The organism is Mammaliicoccus sp. B-M6, assembly GCF_022386965.1.
Taxonomy (GTDB): Bacteria; Bacillota; Bacilli; order Staphylococcales; family Staphylococcaceae; genus Mammaliicoccus; species Mammaliicoccus sciuri_A.
Genome location: NZ_JAJNHJ010000048.1, coordinates 1 through 12,358, shown reverse-complemented (window position 1 = coordinate 12,358; position 12,358 = coordinate 1). Strand labels below are relative to the sequence as shown.

General features: G+C 33.4%; 13 protein-coding genes and 1 riboswitch. Of the genes, 11 read left to right on the top strand and 2 right to left on the bottom strand.

Annotated elements, in window-relative coordinates; genetic code table 11:
- Positions 1-497 precede the first annotated feature (497 nt).
- Positions 498-674: riboswitch (Lysine riboswitch) on the top strand.
- Between the two features lie 86 nt (positions 675-760).
- The 8 genes from LQ693_RS12580 (at position 761) to lysA (ending at position 8,913) form a co-directional block, all read left to right on the top strand.
- A complete protein-coding gene (locus LQ693_RS12580; RefSeq protein ID WP_025906038.1) occupies positions 761-1,963 on the top strand; it encodes an aspartate kinase in 1,203 nt (400 codons plus the stop codon).
- A gap of 20 nt (positions 1,964-1,983) precedes the next feature.
- Positions 1,984-2,970, top strand: a complete 987-nt coding sequence (locus tag LQ693_RS12575; RefSeq protein ID WP_025906037.1) for an aspartate-semialdehyde dehydrogenase — start codon at positions 1,984-1,986, stop codon at positions 2,968-2,970.
- A 15-nt stretch (positions 2,971-2,985) separates the two neighbouring features.
- Positions 2,986-3,876, top strand: coding sequence for a 4-hydroxy-tetrahydrodipicolinate synthase (gene dapA / locus LQ693_RS12570; RefSeq protein WP_119494864.1), 891 nt, complete (start codon positions 2,986-2,988; stop codon positions 3,874-3,876).
- Positions 3,873-4,610, top strand: coding sequence for a 4-hydroxy-tetrahydrodipicolinate reductase (gene dapB, locus LQ693_RS12565; protein ID WP_107596907.1), 738 nt, complete (start codon positions 3,873-3,875; stop codon positions 4,608-4,610). The genes dapA and dapB overlap by 4 nt, the downstream gene beginning before the upstream one ends.
- Before the next feature lies 1 nt (position 4,611).
- Positions 4,612-5,331 carry a 2,3,4,5-tetrahydropyridine-2,6-dicarboxylate N-acetyltransferase gene (gene dapD, locus LQ693_RS12560; protein WP_107590728.1) on the top strand — a complete coding sequence of 240 codons (720 nt, stop codon included), beginning with the start codon at positions 4,612-4,614 and terminating at the stop codon, positions 5,329-5,331.
- 98 nt (positions 5,332-5,429) lie between these two features.
- Positions 5,430-6,578: a M20 metallopeptidase family protein gene (locus LQ693_RS12555; protein ID WP_107565495.1), complete on the top strand. Its 1,149-nt coding sequence runs from the start codon at positions 5,430-5,432 to the stop codon at positions 6,576-6,578.
- Positions 6,578-7,648 carry an alanine racemase gene (gene alr, locus LQ693_RS12550; protein ID WP_107565494.1) on the top strand — a complete coding sequence of 357 codons (1,071 nt, stop codon included), beginning with the start codon at positions 6,578-6,580 and terminating at the stop codon, positions 7,646-7,648. Before LQ693_RS12555 ends, alr begins: the two co-directional genes overlap by 1 nt.
- A complete protein-coding gene (gene lysA, locus LQ693_RS12545) occupies positions 7,648-8,913 on the top strand; it encodes a diaminopimelate decarboxylase (RefSeq protein ID WP_239703236.1) in 1,266 nt (421 codons plus the stop codon). Before alr ends, lysA begins: the two co-directional genes overlap by 1 nt.
- A 106-nt stretch (positions 8,914-9,019) precedes the next feature.
- Here lysA and cspA read toward each other — a convergent pair whose 3' ends face one another.
- Both cspA and LQ693_RS12535 read right to left on the bottom strand, forming a co-directional pair.
- Positions 9,020-9,220 (bottom strand): cold shock protein CspA, encoded by a 201-nt coding sequence (gene cspA / locus LQ693_RS12540; RefSeq protein WP_016912585.1) that lies wholly within the window; start codon positions 9,218-9,220, stop codon positions 9,020-9,022.
- Positions 9,221-9,388: 168 nt separating this feature from the next.
- The gene (locus LQ693_RS12535) at positions 9,389-9,691 is read right to left on the bottom strand and encodes a DUF1033 family protein (protein ID WP_025906030.1); all 303 of its coding nucleotides are present in this window, start codon (positions 9,689-9,691) and stop codon (positions 9,389-9,391) included.
- Between the two features lie 147 nt (positions 9,692-9,838).
- On the opposite strand from LQ693_RS12535, the gene LQ693_RS12530 reads away from it, so the two are divergent.
- From LQ693_RS12530 to LQ693_RS12520, 3 genes are read left to right on the top strand one after another with little or no spacing between them, the layout of a single operon-like run.
- Entirely contained in the window at positions 9,839-10,108 is a 270-nt protein-coding gene (locus LQ693_RS12530) for an acylphosphatase (RefSeq protein WP_025906029.1), read from the top strand.
- Positions 10,109-10,123: 15 nt separating this feature from the next.
- The gene (locus tag LQ693_RS12525; RefSeq protein WP_107565492.1) at positions 10,124-10,837 is read left to right on the top strand and encodes a 5-bromo-4-chloroindolyl phosphate hydrolysis family protein; all 714 of its coding nucleotides are present in this window, start codon (positions 10,124-10,126) and stop codon (positions 10,835-10,837) included.
- On the top strand, positions 10,830-12,032 hold the full coding sequence (locus LQ693_RS12520) for a toxic anion resistance protein (protein WP_025906027.1): 1,203 nt from the start codon (positions 10,830-10,832) through the stop codon (positions 12,030-12,032). Before LQ693_RS12525 ends, LQ693_RS12520 begins: the two co-directional genes overlap by 8 nt.
- The last annotated feature ends 326 nt before the right edge of the window (positions 12,033-12,358 follow it).

Here is a 12,358-nt window from a genome sequence, read left to right as displayed (position 1 = left end):
AGTTTAATCATGATTTTAGTGGAAATTATTAATCTATACAAAAAAACAAACTGAACTTATAAATTTAAGTTCAGTTTGTCCACAGTCTGAACTGAGACATGAGGACATGTCTCAGTTTTTTTATTTTGGGGAAAATGAGGTGATGATGAGTTGTTTTTGGTGTTCAATGTTGCAAGTGAGGGCCGACTAGCAATGTTCAGGCGTTCAATGTTGCAAGACAGAGCAAACAAGATAAATACAGCCCCTCTATTTATCAAGACTAACCAAACAAGATAAATTCATCTCCATTTTTTATAAATACACTACACTTTTCTTACCAACCTCCCGCACATTCCTAAAACTCCCTCCATCTCCTCCACACTCATCTAAAATGAATATGAATGAATATTGATTTCTAGGGCTTATCGTCTAAATAGTAAGAACTTTTTGAAATTATCAGTTTTCTCTCTTTACATCAATATTCTTTGTATGTATAATGAATGCATACCAATTGAATATGTTTTTGATGAGGCGCATCAATCATTAGTAACTCCCCCTATTGGACTGCAATCTTAAAGGAGTGAAAGGGTGCGATGCCGAAACATTATATTTTTGCAGAAATATGGTGTTGGACATTTAGGTTAAGAGCTAGTTGTCTGTCATTATCTTAAGAATAATGGAGTGCATCACTTGTATATATAAATTAAAACAAGTTCGAATGCCGAACTTGTTTTTTTATTTATATTACAGCGTTCGTCTCCGATTTATAGGAGGAATTATTTTGAGTCAGAGTGTTTTAAAATTTGGCGGTACGTCCGTTGGTGATTTTGACAAAATTAAAAATATCGCACATATGTTGAAATCACGTGTTGATAATGGAGAACAATTAGTAGTGGTTGTAAGTGCTATGGGTAAGACGACAGATTCTTTACTTGAAAATATTAGCTCACTTACGACGCAACCTAAAGATGAGCATTTAGCGATGCTTTTAACAACGGGTGAACAACAAACCATTTCATACTTATCAATGGTATTGAATGATATTGGTGTTCAAACGAAAGCAATGACAGGATATCAAGCTGGTATCAAGACAGTTGGTCATCATTTGAAAAGTAAAATTGCTGAAATTGATGCACTACGTTTTGAAGAAGCTTTTGAAACAAATGACATTCTTGTCGTTGCAGGATTTCAAGGTGTAAATGATCATCTAGAAATTACAACTTTAGGACGCGGCGGTTCTGATACAACTGCAGTAGCCATTGCAGCAAGTATAGATACATCTTGTGAAATATATACAGATGTTGACGGTGTATATGGAACAGACCCTAGAATTTATAAAGAAGCAAAGTTACTCAATGAAGTTTCATATGAAGAAATGATGGAAATGAGTGCTTTAGGTGCTGGCGTATTAGAATCTAGAAGTGTCGAAATTGCAAAAAATTATAACATACCATTATATCTTGGTAGAACATTATCAAACGTGAAAGGAACATGGATTATGCCACAAACAGAGATATTAGAGAAAAAAGCAGTTACAGGAGTCGCACTAGATACACATATGATTCATGTTACTTTAACTTATCCGATGCAAAATTTTGCATTATTACAGAAATTATTTGATTCATTAGAAGAACAATCAATGAATGTTGATATGATATCTCAAATTGAAAATCAACAAGGATTACAGCTTTCGTTTACGATTAAAGATTCAGACGTATATCAAATCGAACAAATCATTGAACAACTTACTGAGGAATACCCTCACTTACGTTACAAAATGAGAGATAACTACGCTAAACTTTCAGTGATCGGAACTGGCATGAGAGATATGTCAGGAATAGCTTCTAAAGCATTCCGTACTTTAATTAGTCATGACATCAACTTCTATCAAACAACAACTTCTGAGATTAGTATTTCTTATGTTGTTGATCGTGAATTAGGAGAAACTGCCGTTCGAACTTTAAGTGAAGCATTTAATATATAATGAATGATGGAGTGAACAAAATGACAAAATTAGCAGTTGTAGGCGCAACAGGTTTAGTAGGAGAAAAAGTATTAGAAGTATTAGATCGAAAAAATGTACCATTTGATGAACTAGTATTATTTTCATCACCTAGATCAGCAGGTAAACAAATCGAATTCCAAGGGAAAACTTATACTGTTGAAGCATTGACAGAAGAGAAAACAGATGGCAATTTCGATTACGTTATTATGAGTGCTGGTGGCGGTACAAGCGAGAAATTCGCCCCACTATTTGAAAAACATGGTGCAATTGTAATCGATAATTCAAGTCAATGGCGTATGCATGAAGATATTGATTTAATCGTTCCAGAAGTGAATGTACCTAAATTAAATCGTAAAATTATTGCAAACCCTAACTGTTCAACAATTCAATCAGTTGTACCTTTAAAACCTTTATTAGATCAATTTGGATTGAAACGTGTTGCTTATACAACATATCAAGCTGTATCAGGATCTGGTTTAGCTGGTCGTGAAGATTTAGCTAATGGTGAAAAAGGAGAAGCACCAAAGAACTACCCTCACCCAATTTATAATAATGTGTTACCACATATAGATGTATTTTTAGAAGATGGTTATACAAAAGAAGAACAAAAAATGATCGATGAAACTAGAAAAATCTTAGATCAACCTTCTTTAAATGTAACAGCAACTTGTGTACGTGTACCTGTCCAAGATAGCCACAGTGTGCATATAAACGTAACTTTAGATAAAGAAGCGACTGTTGAAGATATTCGTAACTTATTTAATGAAGATGACCGTGTTGTCTTAGTAGATAACGTAGAAAATAATGAATATCCATTAGCGATTCATTCTACTGGTAAAGATGAAGTATTCGTTGGAAGAATTCGTAAAGATGATTCTTTAGACAATACATTCCACATCTGGTGTACTTCAGATAATTTATTAAAAGGTGCAAGTTTAAATGCCGTTCAAGTGCTAGAACAAGTATTAGAATTAAATAAAAAATAACGAGGAGTGTTCAGTATGTCACATATTTTTAACGGTGTGGGCGTTGCCCTTACGACACCATTCACAAATGAGGATGTAGACTACGAAGCCTTTGAAAATCATATAGATTTTTTAATAGAAAATGGTGTTAAAAGTATTATTATTAACGGAACAACAGCAGAAAATCCTACCCTTACAACAGAAGAAAGAAATACATTATTAGAATGTGGGATTAAAAAAGTAAATGGTCGTGTTCCAGTTATAGCAGGTACAGGTACAAACAATACGCAAGCTTCTATCGATGCTTCCATAAAAGCTAAAGAATTAGGTGCTGATGCAATTATGTTAATCACACCTTATTACAACAAGACGAGTCAACGTGGATTAATCGCGCATTTTACAAAAATTGCGGATGAAGTTGCATTACCTGTTGTACTTTATAATGTCCCATCAAGAACAAATATGACGATAGATATTGAAACGGTGCTTAAACTAAGTGAAAATCCATACATCGTAGCTTTAAAAGATGCGACTGGTGATTTAGAATATGCAAAAACTTTAAAACAACAATTACCAAGTGACTTTGCATTATATAGTGGTAATGATGACAATATGTTGGATTACTATCAATTAGGTGGAGCGGGATTAATTTCAGTTGTAGCAAATGCTATACCACAAGAAACACAACAATTATATGATTATGTCGTTAATGATCAATTAGAACAAGCAAACACTTTACATCGTGATATTACCGAATTACTTGATCACTTAAGTGTAGATGTTAATCCAGTGCCGATTAAGTTATTAACGTCTGAATTAGGTTTCGGTCGTTATGAAGTAAGATTACCGCTTGTTACATTGGAAGAACAAGAAAGAAACGTTTTAAGTGAAGCATTTACTAAGTTTAAAGATGGTGTAAAACAATGAAGATATTATTAATCGGATATGGCGCAATGAATGAACGCGTCGCAAGATTAGCAGAAGAAAGAGATAACGAAATTGTTGGTGTTGTCGTGAAGGATTCAACGAAATTATATCCCTACCCTGCTTTTGAATCTATTTCAGAAGCACCAGAAGCGGATGTGGCGATAGACTTTTCAAATCCTGAATTATTATTGCCATTATTAGAAGAAGACTTTACATTACCTTTAGTTATCGCAACAACTGGTGAAAAAGAACAAATCATAGAAAAGTTAAAAGAAAAATCTCAGAACATGCCTGTATTTTTCAGCGCAAATATGAGCTATGGCGTGCATATACTCAAAGAAATTATTCAATATGCAGTACCATTATTAGAAGACTTTGATATTGAAATGTTAGAAAAGCATCATAATAAGAAAGTCGATGCACCAAGTGGTACACTCGTTCAATTATATGATGCGATTAAAGAAAAAAGAGCACAATCTGTACCAGTTTATGACAGACATGAATCATCTACTAAACGTGAACCTGCAGAAATTGGCATTAGTTCACAACGTGGTGGTACAATTGTTGGAGAACATCAAGTATTATTTGCTGGCCATGACGAAACGATTGAAATTACACATCGTGCGCAGTCTAAAGATATCTTCGCTAATGGCGCAATTAATGTAGCAGATGTTCTAGTCAATAAAGAAAACGGATATTACACATACAATAATTTAAATGAGGAGAGAATTTAACATGGTTAAAGATTTTACGGCAGAAGAAATTATACAATATATTAGTGAGGCAGAGAAAGTAACGCCTTTAAAGGTTTATGTAAACGGCACATTTGAAAATGTTGAATTCCCAGAGTCATTTAAAGTATTTGGTTCTGAAACATCTAAAACAATTTTCTGTGATGCTAAAGATTGGAAGAGCTTTTATGAAGCAAATCAGTCAGCTATTACAGATGTAGAAATTGAACATGATCGTCGCAATTCAGCAATTCCATTAAAAGACTTAACAAATACAAATGCAAGAATCGAACCAGGTGCTTTCATTAGAGAACATGCAGTTATTGAAGACGGTGCTGTTGTGATGATGGGTGCTACAATCAATATCGGTGCTGTTGTTGGTGAAGGTACAATGGTAGATATGAACGCTACTTTAGGTGGACGTGCAACAACTGGTAAAAATGTACACGTTGGTGCTGGATCAGTATTAGCGGGTGTTATCGAACCACCAAGTGCATCACCTGTTGTGATTGAAGATGACGTATTAATCGGTGCAAATGCTGTTATCCTTGAAGGCGTTAGAGTCGGCAAAGGTGCAATCGTTGCAGCTGGCGCTATCGTAACTAAAGATGTTCCGGCTGGCGCAGTAGTAGCTGGTACACCTGCTAAAGTTATTAAACAATCAGCAGATGTTCAAGATGGTAAAAAAGAAATTGTATCTGCATTACGTAATTTAAATCAATAATATCATTTTAGTCGGGGCGGGACTGCGATATCATTTTCCTTAAATGAAATTTCTATCCCGCTCCCTCTTTCTATACATAATACAAAGGACTGAGTTAAATGTCTGAATTAGAATTTGTGAAAAATACAAGAAGATACTTACATCAACACCCAGAGTTAAGTATGCAAGAATATGAGACAACTGCGTATATTGAAGACTTCTTAAAACAATTAAATATTCCTTACGAACGCCCTATTCAAACGGGTGTCATTGGTTATTTAGAAGGCAATTCGAATCATACAATTGCGTATCGAGCGGATATCGATGCCTTACCTATTCAAGAAGTAAACGATGTACCTTATAAAAGTACGGTTGATCAAGTTATGCATGCATGTGGTCATGATGGTCATACGACAGCGTTAATGCTTTTTACACAACGTTGTAAAGCTTTATACGATAAAGGTGAATTGCCACATAATGTCGTATTTATATTCCAACCTTCCGAAGAAACTGAAGCGGGTGCAAATCAATTAATCCAATCAAACGTGTTTGATAAATATAATATAGAGAAAATTTATGGCGTACACATTATGCCATTTGAAGATGTTGGCACAGTAGCTTTTAAAAACGATGAAATTACAGCTAGTGCAACAGAATATCGATTTTATTTAAAAGGAAGCTCAAGTCATGTTGCCAGCAAAGAAGATGGTAAAGCAGCATCAGAAGCGATGATGCATGTACTATCTCAAGTTACACAAATTCAGCAATTTCATTTAAATGGTTTAAATCGCAATATTGTACATGTTGGACAATTCAATGTTGGTGAAGCCATAAATACCGTTCCAGAGAATGGATACTTAGAAGGTACGATTCGTACATATGATACGAATGATCTTGAAATTGTTAAAAATCAAATGCAAAAAATCGCTGAAAGTGTTGAATTGTTATTTGGTGTTACATGTACAGTTGATTTTGCTGAAGGATATCCACCTACTACCAATGATGCACAATTATATGATGGCGTTAAAAAAGCTTTAACGAGCCTCGACTTAACATTACTTGAACTTGAAAAGCCTTATTTATTTGGCGAAGACTTTAGTTTCTATCGTCAATTAGCACCAAGTTATTTTGTCTTTTTTGGAACGCGTAATCTTGAAAAAGATTATATTTATGGTCTACATACAAATAGACTCAATTTCGATGAAGAAGTATTGATCAGTGTCGCTGATTACTATACAGCACTATTAAATCAAGGAGCGGACAAATAATGGTAGCACGTATTACGATTGATGAACAAAATTTTATAAAAAATGCTAAAAATGTTATTAAAGATAACAAAGTTATGGCTGTCGTGAAAAACGATGCTTATCATTTTGGACTAGAATTCGCAGTAAAATCCTTTATTCAGGCAGGTATTCAAACATTCAGTACGACATCACTTCATGAAGCGGTAAGAATTCGTGAAATAGATAAACAAGTGAATATCTTTTTGATGAATCCATCTATCGAATTTGAAACATTAAAGGCACATAACATCGCGATGACGTTACCTTCATTGACGTTCTATCATGAACATGTAGAAGATTTAGCAGGCGTTAAATTACATTTAGAACTTGAAAATCTACTGCACCGTTCTGGTTTGAAAGATCAAGATGAAATGTTGCAAGTGCTCAAACATAATGAAAACTTACCTATTGCAGAGCAAGCGATTATCGAAGGTATTTGGACACATTTCGGATATGCAGATGAATTTGGTGGCGATGAATATGAAACAGAAAGACAAGCTTGGATTGATTGCTTATCATTTATATTAGACCAAGGTTATGCCTTCAAATTTATTCACGCACAAAATAGTGCAAGTTATGTAAGAGAAGACGGATTGTTCAATCAACATACGCATGCGCGTCTTGGTATTATACTTTATGGGTCAAGACCTTATAGTACCCTCCCTACTACACTTACAGATCAGAACTTTACTGTCACAGCTAATGTAATCCAAGTTCGCCCTATTAAAAAAGGAGAAACTTGTGGATACAGTTTCCAATATACAGCTGATAAAGATTGTAACATTGCTGTAGTTGATATTGGCTATGGAGACGGTATACTTAAGACAAGAGCGAAACATGATGCACTTATTAATCAACAACGCTATCCAATTAGAGGGTTGATGATGAGTCACATGTTCGTTGAAGTAGATGATACAATCCAAAGTGGTGATGAAGTCGTTATGTATAGTAACGATATAAGGATTGATGAATTTACATTTAAAGGTGTTGGTGCAAATTCTGAGCAAATCAGTGCATTAAACCATCATTCATTAATAAAGGAGATTAGATAATGACAGTTAAATATAATGACCAAGGTGTTCTTACAATGGGCAATGTATCATTACAAACGATAGCTGCAAGTTTTGGTACCCCTACTATCGTATATGATGAGGAACAAATTAGAACACAATGTAGAAGATTCCATGAAGCATTTAAAGAAAGTGGCTTATCATATAATATCTCTTATGCTTCTAAAGCATTTAGTAGTATTCAATTGTTTAAATTGATGGCAGAAGAAGAAATGGGTCTAGATGTCGTATCTGAAGGTGAATTATATACAGCTTTAGCAAGTGGATTTGACCCAAGTAAAATTCATTTTCATGGTAACAATAAGACGAATGAAGAAATTGAATATGCGATTGAAAGTGGCGTTGAATATTTCGTCATTGATTCATTAGATGAAATTACACGTATTAATCGATTAGCTTCTAAGCCTATTAAAGCTGTATTAAGAGTTAATCCTGGCGTTGAAGCACATACACATGAATTTATACAAACTGGTCAAGAAGATAGTAAATTTGGCTTGTCTATTAAACACGGTACGGCACTTGAAGGTGTTCGTGCTTTACAAGCATCAGATAAAATAGACTATAAAGGTATTCACTTCCATATTGGATCACAAATTTTTGAAGCTGATGGTACAATCAACACCATCCAAATTGTATTTGAATGGTTAAAAGAACATGATATTGAGATTGATATATTAAATTTAGGTGGCGGTTTTAGCATTAAATATACTGAAGCGGATAAAAGTTACCCTATTGAAGATGGTATTAAATTGATTACAGATGCCATTAAAGAAAATAGTCAAAAATATGATATGGTTATTCCAGAGATTTCTATAGAGCCAGGACGTTCAATTGTTGGTGAAGCGGGTGTTACGTTGTATCAAGTAGGAACAATCAAAGAGATTCCTAATGTTAATACGTATGTATCGATTGATGGCGGTATGAGTGATCATATTAGAACGGCACTTTATGATGCACAATATGAAGCGTTGTTAGTGAATAGAAATGATGTAGATACACATGAAGTCACAATCGCTGGTAAGTTATGTGAATCAGGTGACTTAATCGGTAGAGATATGAAACTTCCTAAATCTACGAAAATCGGTGATTATATTGCTTTATTATCTACAGGTGCTTACCACTACTCTATGAGTTCAAATTATAATCAAATGCTTAAACCTTCAGTTCTATTTGTTAAAGATGGAAAAGCGAGAGAAGTTATTAAAAGACAAACATTAAAACAATTGATTATGAACGACGTAAAATAATAAGCTGAAATCTTAAAATTTATTATTAAATAATAACAATATGATAACGCAAAAAGAAACCCTAACAATGTTAGGGTTTCTTTTTAGTCGTTCAAATTCATATATATTATAGTTTTACAACGTTTGCAGCTTGTGGGCCACGGTCGCCTTCAACTACTTCGAATTCTACTGCTTGACCTTCTTCTAAAGATTTGTAACCTTCTTGGTTAATTGCTGAGAAATGTACGAATACGTCATTTTCTCCTTCAATTTCGATGAAGCCAAATCCTTTTTCTGCGTTAAACCATTTAACTGTACCTTGTTTCATAATTGTGAAACCTCCAAGACTAAAATTCAATATGCGATATTCGCATATTACAAAAAACACAATTAATTAATAATGTTATTTGCAATATGGAATAACGATATTGCTATTTCTTATTATACGTCACAGAATATTCAAATGCAATACCATTTAAGATATTTTCAGAATTTATTATTTTGGTAATGGCGTATAAATTGAATTGTCATTTAATATAAGAATACTATAAAATATTTGCATATCTTCTTCGCAGTCTTCGCAATACGAAAGATCACAATTATTATAGAAAGCATGTATATTATGTTTACCTACAAGTTCATTCGTAAACTTCGTTTGATACTGATTAAGTAAATTCTGATATTGGCTGACCATTTCATCATAGTCCTGACATTCAATTTCTTTAATGATATAGTCTTTCCAATCGTCAAACAGCCACCATCCCTCATAATCTGTTCGGATTGTTACGATTTTATACATCTTAAAATCTCCCCTATTTAGAAAATTGCCCTAGAGTTAATTTAAATCTTATTGAATATTAAATCAAGAAAATAGCTTGTGGATTTGTTTCTAATTATTAGTTTTTTTACACTGAACCCTTTATAATAAAGATATGAGGTGATAAATATGAACGGAAAACATATTAAAGTTTTTGGACGTGTACAAGGTGTTGGGTTTAGATTTTTCACTGCTCAACTCGCTAAGAAACATAAAATAGTTGGTACCGTTGAAAATGTCAGCGATTATGTAGAAATATACGCAAGTGGTGACGAAGATCAATTAGAACAATTTATTAATGGTGTTATCCAGGGAGTAGCGCCAGCTTCAGTTGTAGAAAATTATACAATCGAAGATACCACTTTAGACGAAAAAACAAAGCATTTCAAAACGTTATAAATTAGGAAGATGACAATGAAATATAATTTATCATATGTATTAGGTGCATTATTAGCAGTGCCTATATCATTTATTGCTTTTTTATTTAGTGTTTTTCAATTAGATTTAAATTTTCTTATAGATATGGCTGTATTTGCAGGCACTTACGTTATTAGCTTTTTACCCATACAATGGTATAGTTCACGACGGTATTTAAAAGAAATGGGTTTAACGCGTCGAGAATTCCATTTTATTAGAAAACAATTAAACGAAGCGCAGCCTAAATTGAAAAGACTTTATAAAAACTATATGCGTATTAGATCGTATAAAGAATTCAAGAACTTAAACGAAGTCGCTAAATTGGCACGTACAATTTATAACACGGTTAAACAGTCACCTGAGAAATTTTATAAAGTAGAAAGCTTCTTCTACTCTCACTTAGACAATACTGTGAATTTAATTGATAATTACACAATTTTACAACGTATGCCAAATAAATCTAAAGAAGAAAAAGCTAAACTTAAACAAACAAAGCTCACGATTGATGAAATCAAACGAACACTCGTTGCCGATTTAAAAGAGTTAAATGAATCGAGTTATCATCAATTAGATATTGAAATGGAACTTGCTGATATTGCTAAACAAAGAAATAGCTATAGAAAAGGCATTCCAGAATCAACGAAAGAAAAAGTAAATTTAACAAAAACTCATAAAAAATATGAATATGAAATGGAGCGTAACAATGACTGAAACGAATAAGAACTTATTTGACGACCTTATTGATGACCCATTTAAAGATTCATCAGAAGCGTTAACACCACAAACTTCAGAAATTACAGAACAGCAAACCCCTTCTGATGTCACATCAACTTACGAAAAGACATTCTCTGATGAAGATCAACGAAGAATTGATGAAATTGCTAAGCAGATTAAACCATTAGATAATGATGGTCTTCTACTCTATGGTCAACAAGCTCAAAATAAATTATCACAGTTCTCACATCAAATGCTGACACAAGTACAATCTAAAGATGTAGGCCCTATTGGTAATTCATTAAGAAACTTAATGAATAAATTAAAAGAAGTCAATCCAGATGAATTACAAAAACAAAATCAATCTAGATTGAAACGTATTTTTAGAAGAGCTGAACGTTCTGTAAATGAAATGTTTAGTAAATATCAATCTGTTGGTGCACAAGTCGATCGTATATCTGTAGAATTGCAGAAATCACAAAATATGCTGATGAAAGATGTTGGTTTATTAGATCAATTATATGAAGAAAATAAAGCTTACTTTGATGCATTAAATATTTATATCGCCGCAGCAGAAAAGAAACGCGACGAGTTGAAACAACATAATCTTGTTGATTTAGAACAAAAAGTTAAAGCATCTAATAACCAAATGGATGTACAAGAACTGGCAGATTTACAACAATATATTAACAGACTAGAAAAAAGAATTTATGACTTACAACTTTCTAGACAAATTACATTACAATCTGCCCCACAAATTAGAATGATACAAAATATTAACCAAACTCTAGCAGAAAAAATTCAAAGTTCAATTTTAACGAGTATCCCATTATGGAAGAACCAAATGGCAATCGCGTTAACACTTTTAAGACAGCAAGGCGCTTCAGAAGCTCAGAAAAAAGTAACAGATACAACAAATGAATTATTATTGAAGAACTCTGAAATGTTGAAACAGAATGCGATTAGAACAGCTGAAGAAAATGAACGAGGCATCGTTGATATCGAAACATTGAAGACGACTCAAACTAATATAGTAGATACAATTCAAGAAACATTACGCATACAAGAAGACGGCACACGTAAACGTCAGCAAGCAGAACAAGAATTGCAAAGCTTAGAACAAGACTTAAAAACAAAATTATTACAACTCAAAGACGAACAGCAGCAATTAAGAAACACATTTAAATCATAAATAATAGACCCCACCAACAAACTTTGCATTTGTTGGTGGGATTTTTGTTGTGAGGATTTGAGTTATGAGAGTATTCGAGGTGTGCGTTGTGAAGGCTTAGTTAAGTGAATAGACCTTCTGAGTCATGGCTCAAGTGCAGAATAAAGCCAAGAGATTGCCCAAGTTATGGCATAAGTGTTGAATAAAGCCAAGAGATGGACCAAGTCATGGCTTAAGTGTTGAATAAAGCCAAGAGTGTACTGAACCCAAAAATCTAAACCTTAATTAGTATATTATTTCAAAGGTTTGTCTCCTGTAATTTTTGGGAGATAAGCCTTTTAATTTTG

Excerpts from the sequence above, each read along its gene's own strand:
- LQ693_RS12535 (WP_025906030.1), bottom strand. The coding sequence starts at position 9,691 with ATGTATAAAATCGTAACAATCCGAACAGATTATGAGGGATGGTGGCTG.
- LQ693_RS12530 (WP_025906029.1), top strand. The coding sequence starts at position 9,839 with ATGAACGGAAAACATATTAAAGTTTTTGGACGTGTACAAGGTGTTGGG.
- cspA (WP_016912585.1), bottom strand. The coding sequence starts at position 9,220 with ATGAAACAAGGTACAGTTAAATGGTTTAACGCAGAAAAAGGATTTGGC.
- LQ693_RS12555 (WP_107565495.1), top strand. The coding sequence starts at position 5,430 with ATGTCTGAATTAGAATTTGTGAAAAATACAAGAAGATACTTACATCAA.
- dapD (WP_107590728.1), top strand. The coding sequence starts at position 4,612 with ATGGTTAAAGATTTTACGGCAGAAGAAATTATACAATATATTAGTGAG.
- LQ693_RS12520 (WP_025906027.1), top strand. The coding sequence starts at position 10,830 with ATGACTGAAACGAATAAGAACTTATTTGACGACCTTATTGATGACCCA.
- lysA (WP_239703236.1), top strand. The coding sequence starts at position 7,648 with ATGACAGTTAAATATAATGACCAAGGTGTTCTTACAATGGGCAATGTA.
- LQ693_RS12575 (WP_025906037.1), top strand. The coding sequence starts at position 1,984 with ATGACAAAATTAGCAGTTGTAGGCGCAACAGGTTTAGTAGGAGAAAAA.
- dapB (WP_107596907.1), top strand. The coding sequence starts at position 3,873 with ATGAAGATATTATTAATCGGATATGGCGCAATGAATGAACGCGTCGCA.
- dapA (WP_119494864.1), top strand. The coding sequence starts at position 2,986 with ATGTCACATATTTTTAACGGTGTGGGCGTTGCCCTTACGACACCATTC.
- LQ693_RS12525 (WP_107565492.1), top strand. The coding sequence starts at position 10,124 with ATGAAATATAATTTATCATATGTATTAGGTGCATTATTAGCAGTGCCT.
- alr (WP_107565494.1), top strand. The coding sequence starts at position 6,578 with ATGGTAGCACGTATTACGATTGATGAACAAAATTTTATAAAAAATGCT.